The sequence below is a fragment of the Streptomyces sp. NPDC057854 genome (assembly GCF_042797055.1).
Lineage (GTDB): Bacteria > Actinomycetota > Actinomycetes > Streptomycetales > Streptomycetaceae > Streptomyces.
In genome coordinates, this window is record NZ_JBHVMF010000022.1 from 1 (window position 1) to 20871 (window position 20871).

General features: G+C 69.8%; 22 protein-coding genes and 1 pseudogene. 13 read left to right on the forward strand and 10 right to left on the reverse strand.

Translation table 11 applies throughout. The features are described 5' to 3' along the window. Nucleotides 1-467 precede the first annotated feature (467 nt). Nucleotides 468-1379 (forward strand): annotated as a pseudogene (locus tag ACFVQZ_RS27480) (IS5 family transposase). A gap of 261 nt (nucleotides 1380-1640) precedes the next feature. Next, on the forward strand, nucleotides 1641-1952 hold the full coding sequence (locus tag ACFVQZ_RS27485; RefSeq protein WP_383626999.1) for a thermonuclease family protein: 312 nt from the start codon (nucleotides 1641-1643) through the stop codon (nucleotides 1950-1952). 403 nt (nucleotides 1953-2355) lie between these two features. Here the strand turns inward: ACFVQZ_RS27485 and ACFVQZ_RS27490 are convergent, their stop codons facing one another. The 6 genes from ACFVQZ_RS27490 to ACFVQZ_RS27515 all read right to left on the reverse strand — a co-directional run bounded on the left by ACFVQZ_RS27490 (nucleotide 2356) and on the right by ACFVQZ_RS27515 (nucleotide 9608). Further along, on the reverse strand, nucleotides 2356-3375 hold the full coding sequence (locus ACFVQZ_RS27490; protein ID WP_383627002.1) for a hemolysin family protein: 1020 nt from the start codon (nucleotides 3373-3375) through the stop codon (nucleotides 2356-2358). Then, on the reverse strand, nucleotides 3372-4694 hold the full coding sequence (locus tag ACFVQZ_RS27495; RefSeq protein ID WP_383627005.1) for a hemolysin family protein: 1323 nt from the start codon (nucleotides 4692-4694) through the stop codon (nucleotides 3372-3374). The genes ACFVQZ_RS27490 and ACFVQZ_RS27495 overlap by 4 nt, the downstream gene beginning before the upstream one ends. 128 nt (nucleotides 4695-4822) lie before the next feature. Continuing rightward, nucleotides 4823-5836: a hemolysin family protein gene (locus ACFVQZ_RS27500; protein ID WP_383627008.1), complete on the reverse strand. Its 1014-nt coding sequence runs from the start codon at nucleotides 5834-5836 to the stop codon at nucleotides 4823-4825. Continuing rightward, nucleotides 5833-7170, reverse strand: coding sequence for a hemolysin family protein (locus ACFVQZ_RS27505; protein WP_383627011.1), 1338 nt, complete (start codon nucleotides 7168-7170; stop codon nucleotides 5833-5835). Before ACFVQZ_RS27505 ends, ACFVQZ_RS27500 begins: the two co-directional genes overlap by 4 nt. 190 nt (nucleotides 7171-7360) lie before the next feature. Then, nucleotides 7361-8659, reverse strand: a complete 1299-nt coding sequence (locus ACFVQZ_RS27510) for a hemolysin family protein (protein ID WP_383627014.1) — start codon at nucleotides 8657-8659, stop codon at nucleotides 7361-7363. Nucleotides 8660-8717: 58 nt separating this feature from the next. Beyond that, nucleotides 8718-9608 carry a universal stress protein gene (locus tag ACFVQZ_RS27515; protein ID WP_383627017.1) on the reverse strand — a complete coding sequence of 297 codons (891 nt, stop codon included), beginning with the start codon at nucleotides 9606-9608 and terminating at the stop codon, nucleotides 8718-8720. Between the two features lie 335 nt (nucleotides 9609-9943). On the opposite strand from ACFVQZ_RS27515, the gene ACFVQZ_RS27520 reads away from it, so the two are divergent. Then, complete coding sequence (locus tag ACFVQZ_RS27520; RefSeq protein WP_318209564.1) at nucleotides 9944-10165, forward strand: hypothetical protein; 222 nt, start codon at nucleotides 9944-9946, stop codon at nucleotides 10163-10165. Nucleotides 10166-10545: 380 nt separating this feature from the next. Here the strand turns inward: ACFVQZ_RS27520 and ACFVQZ_RS27525 are convergent, their stop codons facing one another. After that, entirely contained in the window at nucleotides 10546-10911 is a 366-nt protein-coding gene (locus ACFVQZ_RS27525; RefSeq protein ID WP_383627020.1) for an ArsR/SmtB family transcription factor, read from the reverse strand. Between the two features lie 175 nt (nucleotides 10912-11086). Here ACFVQZ_RS27525 and ACFVQZ_RS27530 point away from each other — a divergent pair, with 175 nt between their 5' ends. The 4 genes from ACFVQZ_RS27530 to ACFVQZ_RS27545 all read left to right on the forward strand — a co-directional run bounded on the left by ACFVQZ_RS27530 (nucleotide 11087) and on the right by ACFVQZ_RS27545 (nucleotide 13723). Continuing rightward, nucleotides 11087-12136 carry a sporulation protein gene (locus ACFVQZ_RS27530; protein ID WP_383627023.1) on the forward strand — a complete coding sequence of 350 codons (1050 nt, stop codon included), beginning with the start codon at nucleotides 11087-11089 and terminating at the stop codon, nucleotides 12134-12136. A 181-nt stretch (nucleotides 12137-12317) separates the two neighbouring features. Then, nucleotides 12318-12830, forward strand: coding sequence for a redoxin family protein (locus ACFVQZ_RS27535; RefSeq protein ID WP_383627026.1), 513 nt, complete (start codon nucleotides 12318-12320; stop codon nucleotides 12828-12830). A gap of 128 nt (nucleotides 12831-12958) precedes the next feature. Further along, nucleotides 12959-13414 carry a tellurite resistance TerB family protein gene (locus ACFVQZ_RS27540; protein WP_383627029.1) on the forward strand — a complete coding sequence of 152 codons (456 nt, stop codon included), beginning with the start codon at nucleotides 12959-12961 and terminating at the stop codon, nucleotides 13412-13414. A gap of 45 nt (nucleotides 13415-13459) precedes the next feature. Then, a complete protein-coding gene (locus ACFVQZ_RS27545) occupies nucleotides 13460-13723 on the forward strand; it encodes a GlsB/YeaQ/YmgE family stress response membrane protein (protein WP_383627032.1) in 264 nt (87 codons plus the stop codon). A gap of 71 nt (nucleotides 13724-13794) precedes the next feature. Here the strand turns inward: ACFVQZ_RS27545 and ACFVQZ_RS27550 are convergent, their stop codons facing one another. Genes ACFVQZ_RS27550 through ACFVQZ_RS27560 form a run of 3 tightly spaced genes read right to left on the reverse strand, consistent with a single transcriptional unit; the run spans nucleotide 13795 to nucleotide 15525 of the window. Further along, nucleotides 13795-14727 carry a M56 family metallopeptidase gene (locus ACFVQZ_RS27550; RefSeq protein WP_383627035.1) on the reverse strand — a complete coding sequence of 311 codons (933 nt, stop codon included), beginning with the start codon at nucleotides 14725-14727 and terminating at the stop codon, nucleotides 13795-13797. 4 nt (nucleotides 14728-14731) lie between these two features. Further along, nucleotides 14732-15130 (reverse strand): BlaI/MecI/CopY family transcriptional regulator, encoded by a 399-nt coding sequence (locus ACFVQZ_RS27555; RefSeq protein ID WP_383627038.1) that lies wholly within the window; start codon nucleotides 15128-15130, stop codon nucleotides 14732-14734. Next, the gene (locus tag ACFVQZ_RS27560; protein WP_383627041.1) at nucleotides 15127-15525 is read right to left on the reverse strand and encodes a BlaI/MecI/CopY family transcriptional regulator; all 399 of its coding nucleotides are present in this window, start codon (nucleotides 15523-15525) and stop codon (nucleotides 15127-15129) included. Before ACFVQZ_RS27560 ends, ACFVQZ_RS27555 begins: the two co-directional genes overlap by 4 nt. A gap of 328 nt (nucleotides 15526-15853) precedes the next feature. On the opposite strand from ACFVQZ_RS27560, the gene ACFVQZ_RS27565 reads away from it, so the two are divergent. The 6 genes from ACFVQZ_RS27565 to ACFVQZ_RS27590 all read left to right on the forward strand — a co-directional run bounded on the left by ACFVQZ_RS27565 (nucleotide 15854) and on the right by ACFVQZ_RS27590 (nucleotide 20638). Then, nucleotides 15854-17242 (forward strand): LCP family protein, encoded by a 1389-nt coding sequence (locus ACFVQZ_RS27565; RefSeq protein WP_383627043.1) that lies wholly within the window; start codon nucleotides 15854-15856, stop codon nucleotides 17240-17242. A gap of 147 nt (nucleotides 17243-17389) precedes the next feature. Then, complete coding sequence (locus tag ACFVQZ_RS27570) at nucleotides 17390-17965, forward strand: TerD family protein (RefSeq protein WP_383627046.1); 576 nt, start codon at nucleotides 17390-17392, stop codon at nucleotides 17963-17965. 126 nt (nucleotides 17966-18091) lie between these two features. Next, nucleotides 18092-18961, forward strand: coding sequence for a hypothetical protein (locus tag ACFVQZ_RS27575; protein ID WP_383627049.1), 870 nt, complete (start codon nucleotides 18092-18094; stop codon nucleotides 18959-18961). Then, nucleotides 18946-19527: a TerD family protein gene (locus ACFVQZ_RS27580; RefSeq protein ID WP_383627053.1), complete on the forward strand. Its 582-nt coding sequence runs from the start codon at nucleotides 18946-18948 to the stop codon at nucleotides 19525-19527. Before ACFVQZ_RS27575 ends, ACFVQZ_RS27580 begins: the two co-directional genes overlap by 16 nt. Before the next feature lie 34 nt (nucleotides 19528-19561). Then, nucleotides 19562-19837, forward strand: coding sequence for a Sec-independent protein translocase subunit TatA (tatA, locus tag ACFVQZ_RS27585; RefSeq protein WP_383627056.1), 276 nt, complete (start codon nucleotides 19562-19564; stop codon nucleotides 19835-19837). Nucleotides 19838-20086: 249 nt separating this feature from the next. Further along, nucleotides 20087-20638 (forward strand): LysM peptidoglycan-binding domain-containing protein, encoded by a 552-nt coding sequence (locus ACFVQZ_RS27590; RefSeq protein WP_383627059.1) that lies wholly within the window; start codon nucleotides 20087-20089, stop codon nucleotides 20636-20638. Nucleotides 20639-20871 lie beyond the last annotated feature (233 nt).

The window sequence follows — 20871 nt, forward strand, 5'->3', positions numbered from 1 at the left end:
CCGCCCTCTGGGCATCAGTGACAGACAACGGCGGAATCTTCGGACCCGGACGACTCATGCCCAACTAACGACGAATCTCCGACTCAGGTCACTAGGGCTTGTCTGACAAATGATCACCGAGCGTGTGTGTGTTCGGTCCAATTGCCTTGCCGTCCTGACGCCGGCCAGTGATTCTGGGCAGGTGCCAGGGCAGGGGAAAAGAAGGCGGCGGCAAGAGGACGCGAGGCAGGGGCTTGCTGCTCGCACTGCGCCGGATGCGGGACAGTGGGAAGTGGTCGTTGAGACTCCGGACCGGGCGAAGATGCGTACGAGGTTGCGCCGTCTTCGGGAGGCCGGAGTCAGCGGGGAGATGATCCGGATCGACACGCTGTGCGGGCGCCTGGGGCTGCCGACCACCTACCGGCTGAGCCGTTTCGTGACGGACCCCGTGCGAGAGCCCGAGCACGAGCACTCTGATCATTGATCTTGTGGCTGGTCGAGGTGAGTTGACGGATGCGGCGTGGGAACGGATGGAACCCCTGCTGCCGCGGGTGGATGGGCGTGGTCGTCCGTGGCGTGATCACCGGCAGGTGGTCAACGGGGTGCTGTGGCGGCTGCGGACCGGGGCTCCGTGGCGCGATCTGCCCGAGCGGTATGGACCCTGGCAGACCGTCTACGAGCGGTTCGCCCGCTGGGAAGCGGATGGGACCTGGGCGAAGCTGCTGGAACATGTCCAGGCTCGCGACGACGCGGTGGGCCGGGTGGAGTGGACCGTCGCCGTCGACTCCACGGTCAACCGTGCCCATCAGCACGCCTCCGGCGCTCGCAAAAAGGGGCCGCAGACGGGGATGAACTGGAAGATCCGGGCCGCTCGCAGACGCGCCAGGCCCTCGGCCGGTCCCGAGGCGGGCTGACCACCAAGGTCCACCTCGCCGTCGACGGCCGTGGCCTGCCCCTGTCCATCGTGCTCACGCCCGGCAACGTCAACGACGCCACCGCCTTCGGTCAGGTCCTCGACGGGATCCGCGTTCCGAGAGTGGGCATCGGCCGCCCGCGCAGAACACCGGCCCGAGTCCTGGGCGACAAGGCCTACTCCAGCCGGGCGATCCGGCGCCTGCTGCGGCGCCGCGGCATCGCCGTCACGATCCCCGAGCGTCGCGATCAAGCGGCCAACCGCCAGCGCCGAGGGCGCCTCGGCGGCCGACCGCCCGCCTTCGACGAGGAGGTCTACCGCGAGCGCAACGTGGTCGAACGATGCTTCGCACGCCTCAAGCAGTTCCGCGCGATCGCGACCAGATTCGACAAGCTCGCCGACCGCTACCGTGCCGGAGTCGTTCTTGCCTCGCTGATCCTCTGGCTCCGCGAAACCAGCTCGTGATCATTTGTCAGACACGGCCTAGGGCTCGGAGCACTTCTTGCGGGGAACGACCGGCTGGCTTCCGAGCCTCCTCCGCCCGCCGTGAGGACGGGGGCAGACCTGGGTGGAATCGAAGCCCTCGGCGTCCGCGCCGGCCGAGGCACCTCCCGCTAAGCCGCCCCCACCGAGTGCACCGCAGACACCACCGCCGGCGAACGGGCTCCCCGCAGCGCCGCCCACGGAGCAGCCGCCCGAACCCGCTCCGTGGCCCGCACCCGGGCCCAGCACCGTAGTGGTCACAGGCGTGATCGACGGTGACACGATCGAGGTACGAGGGGAGGGCGAGATCATCACCGCTGGAGCGACGGCCAAGGTCCGCCTGCTGGAGATCGATGCCCAGGAGAAGGGCACCTGCTTCAGTCGCGAAGCCACCGCGCGAACGCAGGCGCTCCTGCCGCCCGGGAGCACGGTCCGGGTGGAGCGTGGCGACGAGCTCGAGGACCGGTACGGCCGCTATCTGCTCTACGTGTGGAACGAGGACGGAGTCTTCGTCAATGAGGCACTGGTGCGCGGTGATCATGCCAAGAGCGTGCTGTACCAGCCCAACGACAAGTAATGGCCCGGGATCTCCCAGGCCCAGGCGGCGAATGCCCGCAACGCCGACGCGGGCCTGTGGTCAGCATGCGGCTCCACCCCCGCACCATGACGGACATCGGCACCGTACAGCCCGCAGACCGGCCCCCGGGACTCCCGCCCGGCCCCCCGGCAGGCGTCCCCAATGTGGACTGCTCGGACCTTCCCGGCCCGGTCTGGGGCGGCTCCAGTGATCCGCGCCGGCTCGACCGCGACGGCATCGGCTGCGAGGCATCTCCTGACGCCTGGGACGAACCAGTGCCCGAGTGGGCCGCTCTTCCTTCGTCGTGCACGTGAGGACGGTCCCGAGCGAACACGTCGGTTCTCCGGCCGGTGCGCGTGGGCGTACCGTCGCTGGCCGGTCGGTGACGGCACGCCTGGATGCGTTATGCGGTCTGCGGTCCCATGATCCGTACGAGGAGGTCGTCGAGGCTGACCAGGCCGGTGAGCGTCCCTTCCTCGTCGCGTACGAGGGCGAGGGAAGCGCGGCGCCGGCGTAGTTGTTCGACGGCTTCGGACACCGTGGTGGTGGCGGCCAGTTCGGGCACCGGGCGGGCGAGGGCCCGGGCCGTGACGCTTCGACCCCTGGCCGCGGCGACGAGGGCGTCGCGGATGTGGACGGAGCCGATGATCCGGTCCCCGTCGCGGACGAGGAGACGGGTGAGGTCCGCGTCCGCGGCGCGGTCCAGGACGGTCTCCAGGTCGGCGCCCGCGGGAACGGCGACGATGTCGGCAGCCTGGGTTTGGAGTGCGGCGACCGGGGTCTGGGGCTCGGTGAGGGAGCGGGTGATCAGCTGCGAGTCGGTCTTGTTGATGAGGCCGAGGCGTTCGGACTCCTCCACCAGGTGGGTGAGCTGTTCGCGGTTGTGGACGGCGGTCAGTTCGTCGCGGGGCTGTACGCGGCACATCCGTACGAGCGCGTTGCTGACCTTGTTGAGGAGCCAGAGCAGCGGGCGTACGGCCTTGACCAGGGCCCGGAAGGCCGGGGTGAGAAGCATGGCGGAGCGTTCGGGGTGGGCGATGGCCCAGGACTTGGGCGCCATCTCGCCGACGACCATGTGAAGAAACACCACGATCACCATTGCGACGGCGAACGCGATTCCGTAGCTGAGTGCTTCCGGCAGCCCGAGCTTGACGAGCAGTGGGTCGAGCTCGTGGGAGATGGCGGGCTTGGAGATGGCGCCGAGGCCCAGGGTGCACAGGGTGATGCCGAGCTGGGCGCCGGCGAGCATCAGCGACAGCTCACGCATACCGGCGAGCGCCGCCTTGGCGCCGCGCTGCCCGTCGGCGACGGCCTTCTCGATGCGGTGGCGCTTGGCGGCGACGAGCGCGAACTCGGCGGCGACGAAGAAGCCGCTGCCGATGAGCAGCAGGACGGTGACGAAGAGGGCCATGGGGAAGCTCATGCCTGCGCCTCCTCGGCGGTTTCGGCGGCTGCGACGCGTTCGAGGCGGACGCGTTCGGGAACGTGGCGGTCGAGTGTCAGCACGTCGATCCGGACGTCGTCGACGGTGAGGTGGTCGCCGATGGTGGGGAAGCGGCCGAGGCGGTCGATGATGAGGCCGGCCACGGTGTCGTAGTCGTCGTCCTCCGGCAGGCTGATGCCGGTGGCGTCCTCGATCTCGTCGAGGCGGCGGCCGGCGTCGATCCGCCAGCCCGCGCCGTCCGGGACGGCGGTGGCGACGACCTTGTCGGTCTCGTCGGCGATGTCGCCGACCAGCTCTTCCGCGATGTCCTCGTAGGTGACGATGCCGGCGACGCCGCCGTGCTCGTCCAGAACGACGGCGAACTCGTCGTCGTGCTCCCGCATCTGGGCGACGGCCTGCGGCAGCGGCAGCGTGTCCGGCAGTAGCAGCGGGTGCCGGGCGGACTCCCCCGCCGTCAGGTCTGGGAATTGGTCGGAGGGCAGCCGGACGAGGTCCCGCACGCCCAGGACTCCGGCGACGTCGTCGGGGTGGTCACCGAGCACGGGATAGTTGGAATGGCCGTGCTTCGCGATGAGCTCGACGGCCTCGGTGAGGGTGGCGTCCTTGCGGACGAAGACGGCGTCGGCGCGCGGCACCATGACCTCGTCGAGGGTGCGCTCGGAGAACTCCAGGGCGTGGTCAAGAAGCTCGGCGGTGTCGGCGGGGAGCTGGCCTTGCTCATGGGACTCGCCGATGAGGTGGCTGAGCTCTTCCAGCGTGGCGCCGTGGTGCAGTTCCTCGACCGGCTCGATGCCGACCTTCCGCAGCAGCTTGTTGGCGGCGCCGTCGAAGACGTGCACGACCGGGCCGACGACCTTGAGGTAGACGAGCGTGGAGGAGGCCAGAGACTTGGCGAGCCGCTCGGGCACGGCCAGGGCCAGATTCTTGGGCGCCAGTTCGCCGAGGACCATCTGGAGCACGGTCGCCAGGACGAAGGCGAGGACGATGGAGATCGTCGAGACGGCACCGTCGGACAGACCGGTTCCCTCCAGTGCGGGCTTGAGGAGGGCGGAGACGGACGGCTCGGCTAGGAAGCCGACGACGAGGCCGGTGACGGTGATGCCGAGCTGGGCGCCAGAGAGCATGAAGGAGAGGCGTTCGAGGACCTTCAGTGCGCGGGCGGCCCGTTTGTCGCCCGCCGCGGCCTCACCGGCGAGTGCGATGCGGTCGGCGGCGACGTAGGCGAACTCCTGGGCGACGAAGTAGCCGGTGCCGGCGGTCAGGACGAGGACGGCCAGCAGGCCGAGTACGGCGTTCATCGGCTACCGCACCCCTTCGGGCTGTCGGGGTGCGTCGGTCTGGCGGACAAGCGGGTGCTCCTTGTGGTGCGGTGATCAAAGGTGATCGGGATGGGCATCGGCGGGCTGACGGGCGCGCTTGGGCAAGATCACACGGCGGGGCCGACCAGCTCTCCGAGGACGTCCTCCATGGTCACGTAGCCGAGGACGGTGCCGGCCTCGCCGATGACGGCGGCCAGATGGCTGCTGTCGGCGCGCAGGGCGGTGAGGGTGTCGTCAAGCGGGGTGTCGATGCGTACCCGGGTGACGGGGTGGAACGCGCTCCTCGGGAAGGGCTTGTCGCGGTCGGCGACGCCGAGGGTGTCCTTGATGTGGAGGTAGCCGAGGACGGCGCCGGCGGGGCCGGCGACCGGGAAGCGGGAGTAGCCGGCGCGGGCCGCGGCGCGCTCCAGCTCGGCGGGGGTGATCCGGTGGTTGACGGTGACCATGCGTGCTGCCGGTACGAGGATCTCGCCGACCGGCCGAGTGCCCAGTTCCAGGGCGTCACGCAGCCGTTCGCCGTCGTCGGGCGAGAGCAGGCCGGCTGCGCTGGTGTCCTGGACCATGCGGGCGAGCTGGTCATCCGTGTAGACGGCGGCGACCTCGTCCTTCGGCTCGACCCGCAGCAGCCGCAGCAGGGCGTTGGCGAAGGCGTTGATGCCGAAGACAACCGGCTTGAGCGCGCGGGTGAGGGTGACCAGCGGCGGGCCGAGGAGCAGCGCGGTCCTGGCCGGGGCGGCCAGCGCGATGTTCTTCGGCACCATCTCGCCGATGAGCATGTGCGCGTACGTGGCCAGGGTGAGGGCGATGACGAACGCGATCGGGTGCACCAGGGCAGCCGGTACGTGGGTGGCCTCGAAGGCCGGCTCCAGCAGGTGCGCGATGGCGGGCTCGGCGACCGCGCCCAGAACGAGTGAGGAAGCGGTGATCCCGAGCTGGGCCGTGGCCATCAGCTGCGAGATGTGCTCCAGTCCCCACAGCACCGTGCGGGCCCGCCGATCGCCCTCGCGGGCGGACGGCTCGATCTGGCTGCGTCGGACGGAGATCAGGGCGAACTCGGCGCCGACGAAGAACGCGTTCGTCAGGAGCGTGAGGAAACCGATGGTCAGCTGCACGGCGGTCATCGGACCACCCCGGCGTGCTCATGCTCGGCGAGGCGGGCGGGCTCAGTCAGGTGGACCCGGTCGGCCCGGTGGTGCTCGACGTCGAGGACGTCGAGCCGCCAGCCGTCGAGCAGGACGGCGTCGCCCTGGGCGGGGATGCGGCCGAGGCGGGTGGCGATGAGGCCGGCGACCGTCTCGTAGGGCCCGTCCGGGGCGCGCAGCCCTATGCGGGCCAGCTCGTCGATCCGTACGCTGCCGTCGGCCTCCCAGGTGGCCCGGCCGTCCTCGGTGGGCGGGGCGGACAGCAGGTCGGGGACCTCGACGGGGTCGTGCTCGTCGCGGACCTCGCCGACGACCTCCTCCACGATGTCCTCGACGGTCGCGACGCCGGCCATGCCGCCGTACTCGTCGATGACGACGGCCATGGTGCGACCGGCCCGCATCCGCTCCAGCAGACGGTCCGCGGGCAGCGTCTCGGGCACCAGGAGCGGCTCGGTGACCAGCTCGGTGACCGGGGTGGACGTGCGGGCGGCCGGTTCGAGGGCGAGGACGTCACGGATGTGGACCGTGCCGATCACGTTGTCCAGGACGTCCTGGTAGACCGGGAAGCGAGAAAGGCCGGTGGCATACGTGAGGTTGGCGGCGTCGGCGGCGGTGGCCTGGGCCTCCAGTGCGCGGACGTCGACGCGCGGCGTCATGACGTTCTCCGCCGTGAGCTCGCCGAGGTGGAGGGTACGGACGAACAGCTCGGCCGAGTCGGCTTCGATGACGCCCTCCGCTGCCGAGTGCCGCGCGAGGGAGGCCAGCTCGTCGGGGGTGCGGACCGCGGTCAGCTCCTCGGCCGGCTCCAGACCGAAGCGGCGCACGAACCGGTTCGCGGTGTTGTTCAGATGCCGGATGAACGGGCCGAAGGCCGCCGTGAAACCCCGCTGGGGGCCGGCCACGACCTTGGCGACGGCCAGAGGACGGGAGATCGCCCAGTTCTTCGGGACCAGCTCGCCGACCACCATCAGGACCACGGTCGAGATCGCCACGCCGAGGACGGTAGCGACGGAGGACGCGGCACCTCCCAGGCCGATGGCCTCCAGGGGGCCGCGCAGCAGCGCCGCTAGGGAGGGCTCGGCGAGCATTCCGATCACCAGCGAGGTGACAGTGATGCCGAGCTGGGCGCCGGACAGCTGCACGGTCAGGCGGCGGACGGCACGCAGCGCGCCTTCGGCGCCGCGCTCCTTCGCCTCGACGGCACGTTCCAGCTCGCCGCGCTCGACGGTCGTCAGGGAGAACTCGGCCGCCACGAACACCGCGCAGGCCAGCGTGAGGGCCAGGGCCAGAAGCAGCAGAAGCACTTCGGTCACCGTGCCACCCCCGCTCCCCGAATCGATACGCCGACTGGGCAGGTGGTGGCACGGCTCGTACTGGGAGGCTCACCCATTGCGGGTCGCTCACTCCTTCTCGTTCTCGACGGAATCCGTGGTCAGAGGGACCACGCAGGCTTCTACACCACTGTAAAGGAAAGGCAAACCGGCATCGAGAGCCGAGGGTGGATCAACCGTCGGGTCGGGCGCCGTGCCGGGCGGGCCTCAGACGCACCTCGGCGACGGCGTTGCGGTCGATCACGGTGACCTCGATGACCCACCCGTCCGCCAGGATCCTGGTTCCAGGACTGCTGGGGATCCGTCCGAGCTTGTGCAGGATGAGGCCGGCCACGGTGGCGTAATGGTCGTCGTCGGCGAGAGGGCCGAGTTCGACACCGATGTCGGGGAGGTCGTGGACGGGGAACGAGCCGGGGACGAGGATCGAGCCGTCCGCCTGCGGGACCGCGGTCGCGATGTCGTGGTCGGTCTCGTCGTAGATCTCGCCGACGATCTCCTCCAGGAGGTCCTCGATGGTGACGATGCCCTCGGTGGAGCCGTGCTCGTCGATGACGAGGGCGAACTGCTCCTTGTTGGCGCGGAACTCCCGCAGCGCCTCCGAGATCTTCATGGAGTCGGGGAAGACGGTGGCGGGCCGGGCCAGCTCGGCCACCGGGGTGTCGTCCGTGCTGGTGGTCGCGTCGCGCAGATTGACCACGCCGACGACGTCCTCGAAGCGGCCGGCGGCCAGGACAGGAGCCCGGGAGTGCCCTGAGTCCGCCAGTTCGGTACGGGCCTGGGCGGCCGGCATGGACGCGGACAGGGTGAAGACCTGACGGCGGGGGACGAGGGCGGCCCGCAGGGTGCGCTCGTGGATCTCCAGGGCGCTGGAGATGATCGTGCGCTGCTGGGGCGTCAGCCCGCGGTGACTGACGACCATGTCGCGGAGCTCTTCCGGGGTCGGCGGCTGCTTCGCGGCGCGGGGGTCGCCGCCCAGGAGGCGGACAATCAGGTTCGTGGTGTGACTCAGGGCCCACACGGCGGGGCGGGATGCAGTGGCGAGAACGTCCAGGGGAGTGGCGCCGAGCAGGGACCAACGCTGGGCGTACTGCATCGCCAGACGCTTGGGCGCAAGTTCCCCAGCCACCAGGGTCACGAAGGTGAGCAGCAGCGTCACCAGGGCGATGGCAACCGGTTCGGCGGCGCGGCCGGCGAAGGAGAGCAGGGGCACCAGCGGTTCGGCCAGAGAGACGGCCGCGGTGGCCGAGGCGAGGAAGCCCGCGAGCGTGATGCCGATCTGGATGGTCGCCAGATACCGGTTGGGGTCCGAGATCAACCGCGCGAGGCGGGCGGCCCCGGTACCGCCTCTACGCCGCAGCCGGCGCAGCTGGCTCTCACGCAGCGAGACCAGGGCGATCTCCGTGCCCGCGAAGAGGGCATTGAGCACGATCAGCCCGGCGATGAGCACGAGATCCCAGACGTAGCCGTTCACGGCCCCAGCCTCCACTCCGTGGCTGCGCATTTCGTCCGCCAGTCGGGCGGGACGGTCGTCACAGACCGGCGCGCACCACGGCCACCGGGCAGTGGGCGTGATGCAGGACAGCCTGGCTGACCGAGCCCAGCAGCAGGCCGGCGAAGCCTCCGCGCCCACGCGCGCCCACCACGATCAGCTGAGCGCTCCGGCTGGCCTCGATCAGCGTCGGCCGCGTACGGCCCCGGACCACCCGCATACGCACGGTCACCTCCGGGTGCCGAACCCGGTGCCCGGAGACCGCCTCGGCCAGGAGCTGCTCCTCCTCCGCTCGCATCCGTTCCACGTCGCCGATCAAGTCGACCAGTTCCACCGGATGGTCCGGGCCGGCGCTCTCGCCGTGATCGCTCCAGGTGCTCCAGGTGTGCAGGGCCACCAGTTCGCTACCGCGCAGCTGTGCCTCCACGAATGCGAACGCGATTGCTCCCTGGCCTGCGGGGGAGCCGTCCACCGCCACCACCACCGGACCTCCGGGCTCGCCGGCGTCCCGTACGACTATCACCGGGCAATGGCTGTGAGCGGCGAGCTGCACGGCTGTCGAACCAACGAGGTGTCCTCGCAGGCCACCCGAGCCGCGGTGGCCCAGTACGAGGAGCTGTGCAGAGCGGGACTCCGCTTCGAGGGCCGTCGCAGGCTCACCGGGCATCACGGCGCTGGTGGCTCGCACACCCGGGGCTGCGGCCTGGGCCCGCTCGACGGCCTCGGCGAGAAGGTGCTCGACGGCCTCCCGCACGCCCCCGGCGGGCGGGCCGAGCGGCGAGGCGCCGGCCGGGACGTGCATGGCCGGCCAGGTGAAGGCATGCACGACATGCAGCTCCGCGTTCCGGAGGAGTGCCTCTCGCCCTGCGGCCTCCGACGCGGCCAGGGCGGAGGGTGAACCGTCCACCCCAACCACGACCGGACCCGACATGGCCTCGTCACTCCTCACCCGCGATCCCCGCGGGGGTGGGCGCGCTCCTTGTGTCCCACCTTCTCCTGCGAGCCGCACCCGCGCCACACGACAGCGGTGCCCTCGGCGCGCTCGCGCGGAACTCGCAGGAGGGTCTTCTGGTCGGGTGTCCACTCGGAGAAGCGTGTGCTGGCCCCACCGATCCCTCCGGAGCCGCCCAAGGGCGAGGGGCGATCGGTTTCGGACTTTGTTGGCGGAGTCTCGACTGCGCCGCCCGAGGTGGCTCCCGGCCTCATATCCTCTACACGCTTGTAGAGGTGCGATGGTCGCGCCTGATGAGATTCCTGGAGGGTGTCGTGGCTTCGATCGACCTGGACAAGGTGCTGGACAAGGCGTGGGCGGACAAGAGCCTGCCGGAGATTCTGGCCGCGCCCGTGGCCGCACTCAAGGGCGTGTCCGATCGCGACGGTGAACTCCTGCAGGAGGCGTTCGGCGTCAAGACGGTCGCCGACCTGGCGGAGCTGAAGTACGTGCGCTGGGCCCAGGCGCTCGCCGCGCTGGACGCCGCGGCCAAGTAACACCCTCGCTTGGCGGGGACGTAGCCGATACGGGGCGCCGGCGGTCCAAGCCAACGCACATCTATGAGGTGGACTTCCTTCCGCGTGCCCCCTGTGACTCTGGAGGTTGGTCTCCTGTGCCGGGTGACGGGACGGGGTGGGAGCGGGCGGTGCTCGCGGGTGGGCCCGGCGACGGGATGCGCATCCGGGTGAGCGGGCGGCCTGACGTGATCCAGGTGACGTACCCGTGCGAGGTGGAAGCGTCGCACGGCGTCGTTGGCGCGGCGGCCCTCTACGTTTACCGGCGAGACCGCCGGGCCGCCGGGCCGCTGTGCTACGTCCACGACCCGGCGAGCCCGTGACGCGGGCATGAGTCCCCTCGTGGAGGCAGCCTGCTGCGGTCAGGGGCTGTTGCGGCGTGGTCCGGGAGGGAGCGCGTGCTTGGCTCCGGCCTGTGCGGCGAGTTGTCGCACCACGACTTGCACCACGGCGATGACGTCGGGGTCTGTGGCGAAGTACACCTGCCGCCGTCCCTCCCTCCGTGCCCCTACGAGACCGGACAGCTTGAGGGAGGACAGGTGCTGGCTGATCGTGGACAGCGCCCCGCCCGCCTGTTCTGCGATCACGGCCACGCTGCTCTCGCCCCGGGACAGGATCTGGAGGACACGCAGACGCACCGGGGAGGCCAGTAGGCCGAACAGTGCGGCCGCCTCCTCCAGAATCTCGTTGGATGCCTCACCGAGATCGTCTGTGCCGGCCGCCGTCACGTGCTCGCGCTCCCTGTCGAATGTGTACCGCTGTCCGGATGCGGGCGTCCGCCCCTTTCGGCTGATGCCGAGACGCTGGCCCCGCCTCTATGCTTCTACACGCATGTAGACGGCCAGAAGGTATTCGGGCCCGAAGTGCTGAACCACACACGCGATAAGAAGGAGTGAACGCCTCATGGTGTTCAAGCGTCTGCTCGGCTCGCTCGGCGTAGGGGGCCCCTCGGTGGACACCGTGCTCGATCCCGGTGCGGTGACGCCCGGCGGCGTCCTTGCCGGGCAGGTTCATCTCCAGGGCGGGAACGCCGACTTCGCCATCGAGCACATCTCCCTGGAGCTCGTCGCCCGCGTCGAGGCCGAACACCACGAGGGCGAGTCCGAGGGTGTCGTCGTCTTCCATCGCCACGTCGTCGGAGGGAACTTCCGCCTCGGGGAGGGCGAGCGCCGCAGCGTGCCGTTCTCCTTCCCGCTGCCGTGGGAGACTCCGATCACCGAACTGTACGGCCAGGGCCTGGGTATCGCGCTCGGCGTGCGTACCGAGCTCGGTGTCGCCGGCGCGAAGGACAAGGGCGACCTCGATCCGCTCGCGGTCCGTCCCCTGCCCGTGCAGGAAGCGATCCTGGAGGCCCTGGGGCAGCTCGGGTTCGGCTTCAAGTCGGCCGACCTGGAACTCGGCCACATCGGCGGGACGGGCCAGCAGCTGCCGTTCTATCAGGAGATCGAGCTCGCACCGTCCCCGCAGTACGCGCACCAGATCAGCGAGATCGAGGTGACCTTCCTGGCCGGACCGGCCGGCATGGAGGTCATCCTGGAGGCCGACAAGCGTGGCGGCTTCTTCTCCGAGGGCCACGACGCCCTCACCCGCTTCACCGTGAACCACCACGGCATCGAGCACATCAACTGGAACGCGGAGGTCGACGGCTGGATCCGCCAGCTCGTCGACCGCCACGCCCCGCACGGCTCCCACGGGCACGGCGGCGCGCTCTTCGCCCAGGGTGCCCACGGAGCCCACGGCGGCCACGCACACAAGGACGAGTACGGCCACGGCGATCACCACCACGGCGGCCACCACGGCGACGGGCACCGTTCCGGCCCGGGCATGGGCACGGCGATCGCTGCCGGCGCGGCAGGTCTGGCCGTCGGCGTGGTCGGCGGCATGGTGGCCGCCGAGGTCGTCGACGAGGTGGGCGACTTCTTCGAAGGCGACGACGAGGGCGACGAGGGCTAAGCGGCGCGTGGGGGGCCTCGGCCGGAACACCGGCCGGCCGCGGGTCCCCACGGGTTCGTGAAGGCGTGCGCCACACGGGTCAAACTGGTGCGACGCCGCCCAGGGGGCACTGGCCATTCTTCTACGCGCATGTAGTTTTTGCCCGGGGAGGGACTGCTCACCTCACCCCCTGGAGCCCTGCATGCGCCACCGACGCCCCCTTCTCGCTGCCCTGGCCATCGTGTTCGCCCTCGCCGGCGCTGCCTGCGGCACCGGCAACCCGCCAGGTGTCCACGCAGCGAAAGGTGCCCCCTCCGAAGGGCTTAAGTTCACCGCATCGACGCTGGACTCCCAGCCGTTCGACGGCACCACGCTCGCGGGGAAGCCGACCGTGCTGTGGTTCTGGGAACCATCCTGCTCCGCGTGTCGCGCCCAGGCGCCCGAGGTCACCTTGACGGCCGATCTCCACGACGGATCCGCCAGCGTCGTCGGAGTCGCCGGGGCCGGAGGCAGCGCCTTCCTCAAGGAGTTCGCCACCTCGACTGGCACCCACTACCTGCGGCACCTCGCCGACCCCGACAAGAAAGTGTGGAGCCGGTTCGCCGTCACCAAGCCGGGCACGTACGTCCTCCTGGACGCGTCCGGCAAAGTCGTCATGCGAGGTGCTGATCTGGACGGACGGCTCGCCAAGGAGGTCTCCCGGCTCGTCGGCTGAGCCCCCCCTTATTCCGTCTCCCGCATCGGACCGACCTGGTAGCTTCTACAGTAATGTAGAAGCTAGGGGTCGTCCGGGCTTCACCCCACCCAGCCCGGACGGCCTCTCCTATCAGCCGGGAGTTCTCGATGGCCCTGTGGGACCGACTCAAAGAGTCCGCGTCGACGATGCAGACGCAGCTCATGGCGAAGAAGAACGACCTCAAGTCCGGTGCCTTCCGCGACGCATCCATGGCCATGTGCGCGCTCGTGGCCGCCGCCGACGGCACCATCGACCCCGCCGAACGGCAGCGGGTCGCTCAGCTCATCGCCACCAATGAGGTGCTGCAGAACTTCGACGCGGCCGATCTGCAGCGCCGCTTCGACGACAACCTGAACAAGCTCATGGCCGACTTCGACTTCGGCAAGGTCAGCGTGCTCCAGGAGATCGCCAAGGCGAAGAAGAAGCCCGCCGAGGCGCGCGCCGTGATCCAGATCGGCATCGTCATCGGCGGCGCCGACGGCGACTTCGACAAGACCGAGCAGGCCGTCGTGCGCGAGGCGTGCTTCACGCTCGACCTGGCGCCGCACGAGTTCGACCTGTAGCCGGCACCGAAGTTACCGCCGCGGTAAGCGGGGAAGGGGACAGGCATGGAGATCTCGGGCATCATCAGCGCGATCATCATCGGCGTGGTCATCGGCACCCTGGGCCGGCTCGCCCTGCCCGGCAGGCAGCGGATCGGCGTCCTGTGGACGATCGCCGTCGGCATCGTCGCCGCTCTCGTCGGCACCGCCCTCGCGGCAGGGCTGGGGGTAGCGGACACCAAGGGCATCGACTGGATCGAGTGGCTCATCCAGATCGGCCTCGCGGCAGCGGGCGTGGCCGCGCTGGAGAGGTTCAAGGCGCGCGGCTGACCCGCGCCCGGAGCACGCGATGAGGGGCCTCCGCCGGACGGCGGAGGCCCCTCATCGCGTGTAGCGGCCGGCTACATCGGGGTGGCGGCGTGCAGGATCAGGAAGAGGGTGACGGCCGCGTTTGCCGAAGACAGCGCCGAGACGGTGGTACCCGCGGTCGCACCCCATACGGCCAAGCCCACCGCGGTGAACGCCGGCGGCCAGATCCGTGTGGACGGCGCCGGGCCCAGCAGGGCGGCGACCCGGCGCGGCACCGGCCCGGCGGGGGCGGCGAAGTGGGCGAGCGTGGGGACCGGTGAGCCTTGCGAGATGAGCGCGGACTTCCCGACTGCCACCGCCACGGTCCGGCGGCTACCCACTGCCTGAGCGGCCTCTTCGTCAGCCCAGCGCTCGGTGGAGTACACGACGGCCGTGCGCAGGGGGCGCAGGAAGGGGTTCGCGCGGGCGGCGAGCTGCACGGCGAGCAGGAAACGATGGTGACGGCCGGCCAGGTGCGACCGTTCATGGGCGAACAGTGCCCGCCGCTCACCCGGGTTCAGGCTGGCCAGCATGCCGGTGGTGACGACGATCCGGTCGCGTCTGCCGGGCAGCGCGTAGGCGTACGGCGACGTGTCGGGCAGTACGGCCACGGACCTGACGGGCAGACCGGCCAAGGCGCGGTCGGCGCGGCGGTGCACCTGGCGGTGACGCCAGGCAGCCGCTGCGCACGAGGCCAGCACGGCGAGCAGCGCGGGGATCGCGACCCTGCCTGCGACTTCGTCGTATGGCACGGCCTCACGGACCTCCGGGTCCGACCACCCGTCGGGCAGGGGGTTTCCGGGCAGCTGGGCAGTGCCGACCACCATCAGCAGGGCCAGGCACAGGGTGCTGCACACCGCGAGCACGGCGGCGACGGCGCTCAGCAGCCACGTCGCCGCCCGCGGATGCAGATGATGCTCGGCCAGGCGCGCAACAGGCCACGCCGTCAAGGGAAGTACCAGCGGAAGGAAGACGAAGACCCCCATGGCGCTAGTCTTCCTCCTCCCGCGGCGTGGGGGCCAGAAGCGCACGCAGCAGCCGCTCGTCGCCAGGGGAGAGCGCGGTCACGAAGCTCGCCAGCACAGCCTCACGGTCGGCCTCGGAGTCCAGGACCCTTCTCATCCGCAGCGCGGCGAGTCCGGCCTCGTCGGCGACCGCCGTCCACGCGAACGAACGCCCCGCCCGCTCCCGGGTCACCGCGCCCTTGGCGTGCAGCCGGGTCAGGATGGTCATCACCGTGGTGTAGGCGAGATCGCCACCGAGACGTTCCTGGACCCATGCCGCCGCGACGGGACCGGGCGCCTCGCGCAGAGCCGCCAGAACCTGGATCTCAAGCTCGCCCTGGCCCCGCCGACGCGGCGCGTTCCCGGCAGCGCTGTGGTTCGTCATGCCCTTGGCCTCCCGCCTGTCTGCCCCGCCTTCCGCCGAGGGGGCGGTTCATCGTACTGGCCCGCCACCGACCCATCACCTTCCGTTTCCCCGCCGTCCACGTCGGCTGTCGGATTGGCCTCCCGCCGCACGACGCTGTCCAGCAGATGCTGGAGGGCTCGTCCCTCGTCAGAGGAGAGACCCGCTACGAACTCGCTGAGCACCGCCTGTCGATCCAATCCACCATCGAGGACCCGGTGCATGCGCCACGCCGCGAGCCCGGCAGGGTCAAGCACCGCACTCCACACGTAACAGCGGCCGTCATGGCGCCGGACCACGGCCCGCTTGACCCGCAGTCTGGCCAGCGCGGTCATCACGGTGGTGCTCGCGAGGCCGGGATCGACCTGCTCACGCACCTAGCTAGCCGCCACCGGCCCCGGGGCCGAGCCCAGCGCCGCCAGGACACCTGCCTCAAGCTCCCCCGGCCCGCGGCGGGAGCGGCCGTCCGCAGCCGACCCGCTCTGTCTGCTGACCATTTCCCGCTCCCCACGCATCGTCGTGGCCGGAAACGCGACCGAGCGCGCCGTCCGCGTGCGTACTTCGGGCGCCCTCCACTCCACCATAGTTCTACGGCGTTGTAGATTCTTGGTTCTGCCCATAAGGAATCGCGTCCTCAGAGGCGCAACGCGCCCATGCGGTCAGAGGTCCGTGGGGACCGGGCGGACGGGCGACGGAGGAGAAGATGTGGACAAGCACGCCGGTAGTGCGGCGGCCCGGCCGCGAGGGCACCGGCGCACCCGGAGACGCCTGACCCGGCGCGGCAGGATCCTGGCCTGGAGCGGCGGCGTACTCGCCCTGCTGCTCGTCGCGGCGGGCTGCACAGCGGTCTGGCTCTACCAGAGCCTGGACGGCAACATCCACTCCGCCGCCGTCGACGACAAGATCGGTGGCGACCGCCCGGAGAATCTCAGCCCCGGCGCCAAGAACATCCTGGTCGTCGGTTCGGACAGCCGCGCGGGCGGCAATGCCAAGTACGGCAAGAGCCTGACCACCATGCAGTCCGACACCCTGATGGTGCTGCACATCGCCGCGAACCGTGAATGGGCGGCCATCGTCTCCCTGCCCCGCGACTCCTGGGTGGAGATACCCTCCTGCGACAAGGGCGACGGCACCCGCTCCGAACCGCACCACTTCAAGATCAACGCTGCGTTCGCCGCCGGCGGCACCACCGGCGACATAGGCTCGGCCGCCGCCTGCACCATCAAGACCATCGAGCACAACACCGGCCTGCGCATCGACGACTTCCTCTCGCTCGACTTCCAGGGCTTCAAAGGCATGGTCAACGCCCTGGACGGCATCGAGATCTGCCCCGAACAGGCCATCCGCGACAAGAAAGCCCACCTTGACCTGGAAGCCGGCTGCCAGACGATCAAGGACGAACAGGCCCTCGGCTACGTACGCACCCGCTACAGCATCGGCGACGGATCCGACATCGGACGCATCGGACGCCAGCAGGAGTTCATGCAGGCCCTGGCTGCCAAAGCCCAGCAGAAACTCTCTAGCCCCGCCGACCTCTACGCCTTCCTGGACGCGGCGACCGGATCGCTGACCACCAGCGAGAACCTGGCCGGCATCAAGCCGCTGTCCGCCCTCGCCTCCAGCCTCAAGGACATACCCGAGGACCGCATGGCGTTTCTCACGGTCCCGAACTACCCCCGGGAACTCGACGTCCCCACCGACAAGGCCAACATCTCCTGGCGATACCCCCAAGCCCAGACGTTGTTCACAGCCCTGGCTCACGACCAGGAGATCGGCAAGGAACAGCTCACCGCAGGCGATCCCCTCCCCGCCCGCGGGATCACGGTACGAGTCCTCAACGGCACCGGTACGCCCGGCCAGGCCGCCCAGGTCGCCGCCCAGCTCCGCACGGCCGGCTACACCGTCTCCGCAACTGCCAACGCATCCGAACCCGCGCGTAAGACGACCGTCATCCATCTACCCGGCCTCGAAGGCCAGGCCGAAGCCCTAGCCTCCCGCCTCAGGAACCCGGCCGTCGCCCAGGCCGATCCCTCGGCCGCACCCGGCGCGGTGACTCTCACCCTGGGCCCGGACTACGCAGGGCTCCGCGGCTGAGTGGCACGCACCCCCCTCCGGGACCCAAGGCGTGCCTTCGCGCGGCGAGGAGCACCCCAGAAACTTCTACAGTGCTGTAGTTTTGATGCCCTGTCATGAATGCGGCTGGGCCAGCGGCCCGGCCTTCGCCACGTGAAGGGATACGACATGGGTGTGAGCCTCTCCAAGGGCGGCAACGTCTCGCTCAGCAAGGAGGCCCCGGGACTGACCGCCGTCGTGGTCGGCCTGGGCTGGGACGTACGCACGACCACCGGAACCGACTACGACCTCGACGCCAGCGCTCTGCTGGTGAACGAGTCCGGCAAGGTCGCCTCCGACCGGCACTTCATCTTCTACAACAACCTCACCAGCCCGGACGGCTCCGTCGAGCACACCGGCGACAACCTCACCGGCCAGGGCGAGGGTGACGACGAGGCCATCAAGGTCAACCTCGCCACTGTCCCCGCCGATGTCCAGAAGATCGTCTTCCCGGTCTCCATCCACGACGCCGAGAGCCGCGGCCACAGCTTCGGCCAGGTCCGTAACGCCTTCATCCGCGTCGTCAACCAGGCCGACAACGCCGAACTCGCCCGCTACGACCTCTCCGAAGACGCCGCCACCGAGACCGCGATGGTCTTCGGCGAGCTCTACCGCAACGGCGCCGAATGGAAGTTCCGTGCCGTCGGACAGGGCTACGCCAGCGGCCTGGCCGGTATCGCCGCCGACTTCGGCGTCGGCGTCTGACCCGCCCCACCGCCGCGGGCGAACCGGAGAACACCTCTATCCCGCCCGCGGCCCCAACCGTCCGCCTCGCTCCCTGCGCCGTCCTGACAGCGCGACCGAGCATGCCGCTGACAGCAGGGGATCTTTATGGCCACCGAGCCGGTCCACCTCGACGTCGCAGGCAGGGCCGCCTTCGAGGGCGTAATGCGTGAGGCCCTCGCCGTACCCGACATCCGTCAGGCGCTCGCTCGGCTGAGCGCCCCCGTCACTGCTGATCAAATACGCAATCTTGCACTCGCTGCGACCGACGCCATTGCCGCCGTGGCCTCCACCGAGTACGCCACGCTGCGACGGCTGCGAGCCGCAGACGCGAGGGCATCGGCAATGCCGGGAGGGAACCCGCCCCATCCGGTGACAGCCGGGCGCGGGCTGCTGACAGCGTTGGCGGTCATCACCCCCGTCCTGTCCGCGGCGGCGGCAATCATCTTTCTCATCCTCGGGTATCTCCTCCAGTTGGTCGAAGTCCAACGAACCCTCGTGGCCTCGCTCATCCAGACCGGCTGGGCGGCACTCGTCCCGGCGGCGTTTGTGGCGGGGGCCGTCGCCGCCGGGCTTGTGGTGAGTGCCGTCCGGCGTCGTGCCGCCTGCGGCGAGGTTGATGGGCTCACGTCCGCTCAGGCCCATGCGGCGTGGCGCAACGCCCTCCTGGAGCGCGGACTGCTGCCGTTCCTGCGCCGACAGCTTCAGCCGCAGAACCCGTCGCCCTCGACTCGACGCACGGGCCGCGGTGGGGGCCGGCCGGACTTCACCGCGGCCGCCGACCCGTCCAAGGGCTGGCCCGTCGGCCGGAAGTGGCCTGCGTCCGCGAGGATCCGGTCAAGTGGCATGCCACAGAAGCCGAATGCCTACCTGCGCCAGCTTCTACAGTGCTGTAGATTCGTGTGGGTTGCCACCGACCGCCATTGGCCGGGGCGCCCCGACCCGTGCAGTAGGAGGAACCGGTGGGAATCACGCTGACCAAGGGCCAGCAGATCAGCCTGGAGAAGAGCGACGGCGGGAAGCTGAGCGTCGTACGCATGGGGCTGGGCTGGCAGGCCACGCCCCGCAAGGGATTCCTCGCCCGGCTCACGGCCAAGGAGATCGACCTCGATGCCTCCGCGGTCCTCTGCGCTGGCACCGAACCGGTCGATGTCGTCTTCTTCCAGCACCTGGTCAGTGACGACGGATCCGTCCGCCATACCGGCGACAACCGCGTTGGCGGCGCCGGTCAAGGCGGTGACGACGAGTCGATCCTCGTGGACCTGCTCCGCCTGCCCGCTCACGTCGACCAGATCGTTTTCACCGTCAACTCCTTCACCGGTCAGACCTTCACCGAGGTGGACAACGCCTTCTGTCGCCTCGTCGATGAGAACACCGGCCAGGAACTCGCCCGCTACACCCTCTCCGGCGGCGGGTCGTACACCGCCCAGATCATGGCCAAGGTCCACCGTGCGGGCACCGGATGGAGCATGTCCGCCATTGGCGAGCCGGCCAACGGGCGAACCTTCCAGGACCTGATGCCAGCCATCTCCAGCCACCTCTGACCACCACCTGCCGCAGAGAGGGAGACGGACACCCATGTTCGGCATCAGCGAACTCGCCATCCTGCTCATCGTCGTCATACTGATCTTCGGCGCCAAGAAGCTGCCCGAACTCGCCCGTTCCATGGGTAAATCCGCCCGTATCCTCAAGAGCGAGGCCCAGGCGATGAAGTCCGACCCGGACCCCGCGCCACCCACCGCAGCCGATACGCCGCCCACCGAGCCCGTGGTCCCGCGTGTCATCAAGGCCGCCCCCGGCGACATCACCAGCCGACCCGTCCCCCAAGCCGACCACGACACTCCACGGTCCTGAGCAGAGGCCGAGGGGGACAAGCGAGACCCTCACCCTTCACTGCGTGACTATCGAGGCAAGTCTCCCTCCGTAGGCCCTGCAAGCCGCATCGTCCTGCGCCGATTTCGTTGTAGAGGCCGCAGGTCTCCACCTGCCACGAGGCAACTCGGACGGTGGCCGTCTTTGAAGAGGGCGGGCGGCTGTGCTCCAGCAGCAGCTTCTCCCATCGATATCGCGCGACGAACGCTTCGCCGCCTGAAAGGTAGATCCATGAGCGACACCCTGTACCCGGGGGATGAACTCGGACTCGGCCAGTCCCTTGAGACGGGCGCCTACATCCTGACTCTGCAGAGCGACGGCAACCTGGTGCTGTCAGAGCCGACCGGCAGCGTCTGGGCGACTGACACTCACGACCAGGGAGTCCAGCGGGCCGTCCTCCAGCACGACGGCAACTTCGTCCTCTACACCGATGACGGCCCCGTGTGGGCCACCGGCACCGACGGAGAGGACATCGACCGACTGGTCATCCAGGCGGACCGCAACGTGGTGCTCTACGCCGTGGACGGCCGGGCGCTGTGGGCATCGGACTCGCACACCGACGCCCCGATCATCGTCGAGGAACCGTCTGGAGAACTGGTTGCTGAAGAGGCGGCCGTGTACATCCCCGAGCCGCGCACCTACACCGTCGAGCCCGGCGACACCCTTTGGGACATCGCCGAACGCTTCTATGGCGACGGCAACCGCTACCACGACATTGCCGCCGCCAGCGGCATCGAGAACCCGGACCAGGTGGACGTCGGCCAGGTGCTGACGATCCCGTGACACCGGCCATACGGCGGAAAGAGTACGGGGTGGTGAAGTGCCCTCGGCGAGGCGCTTGACGTGCGTCCGCTCTTCCGGGCTCGTCCCTTCGCGGACGCCAGGCTGGAGAGGTCCCGGCGTCGTCGTGAGCCGCGGACGTCGGCCTACAGCTGGAGTCGGATAGGTGGGCTGGCGAGGGAAGCAAGGCCAGTTCGCCGCGGATGAATGAACGTGTCATGCGGGCCGGGGCGTGC

What these genes read in the sequence shown, in the direction of transcription:
- ACFVQZ_RS27575 (WP_383627049.1), top strand. Translation starts at nt 18,092, where the DNA reads ATGGCCACCGAGCCGGTCCACCTCGACGTCGCAGGCAGGGCCGCCTTC.
- tatA (WP_383627056.1), top strand. Translation starts at nt 19,562, where the DNA reads ATGTTCGGCATCAGCGAACTCGCCATCCTGCTCATCGTCGTCATACTG.
- ACFVQZ_RS27535 (WP_383627026.1), top strand. Translation starts at nt 12,318, where the DNA reads ATGCGCCACCGACGCCCCCTTCTCGCTGCCCTGGCCATCGTGTTCGCC.
- ACFVQZ_RS27590 (WP_383627059.1), top strand. Translation starts at nt 20,087, where the DNA reads ATGAGCGACACCCTGTACCCGGGGGATGAACTCGGACTCGGCCAGTCC.
- ACFVQZ_RS27540 (WP_383627029.1), top strand. Translation starts at nt 12,959, where the DNA reads ATGGCCCTGTGGGACCGACTCAAAGAGTCCGCGTCGACGATGCAGACG.
- ACFVQZ_RS27500 (WP_383627008.1), bottom strand. Translation starts at nt 5,836, where the DNA reads ATGACCGCCGTGCAGCTGACCATCGGTTTCCTCACGCTCCTGACGAAC.
- ACFVQZ_RS27545 (WP_383627032.1), top strand. Translation starts at nt 13,460, where the DNA reads ATGGAGATCTCGGGCATCATCAGCGCGATCATCATCGGCGTGGTCATC.
- ACFVQZ_RS27495 (WP_383627005.1), bottom strand. Translation starts at nt 4,694, where the DNA reads ATGAACGCCGTACTCGGCCTGCTGGCCGTCCTCGTCCTGACCGCCGGC.
- ACFVQZ_RS27555 (WP_383627038.1), bottom strand. Translation starts at nt 15,130, where the DNA reads ATGACGAACCACAGCGCTGCCGGGAACGCGCCGCGTCGGCGGGGCCAG.
- ACFVQZ_RS27570 (WP_383627046.1), top strand. Translation starts at nt 17,390, where the DNA reads ATGGGTGTGAGCCTCTCCAAGGGCGGCAACGTCTCGCTCAGCAAGGAG.
- ACFVQZ_RS27550 (WP_383627035.1), bottom strand. Translation starts at nt 14,727, where the DNA reads ATGGGGGTCTTCGTCTTCCTTCCGCTGGTACTTCCCTTGACGGCGTGG.
- ACFVQZ_RS27515 (WP_383627017.1), bottom strand. Translation starts at nt 9,608, where the DNA reads ATGTCGGGTCCGGTCGTGGTTGGGGTGGACGGTTCACCCTCCGCCCTG.
- ACFVQZ_RS27530 (WP_383627023.1), top strand. Translation starts at nt 11,087, where the DNA reads ATGGTGTTCAAGCGTCTGCTCGGCTCGCTCGGCGTAGGGGGCCCCTCG.
- ACFVQZ_RS27490 (WP_383627002.1), bottom strand. Translation starts at nt 3,375, where the DNA reads ATGAGCTTCCCCATGGCCCTCTTCGTCACCGTCCTGCTGCTCATCGGC.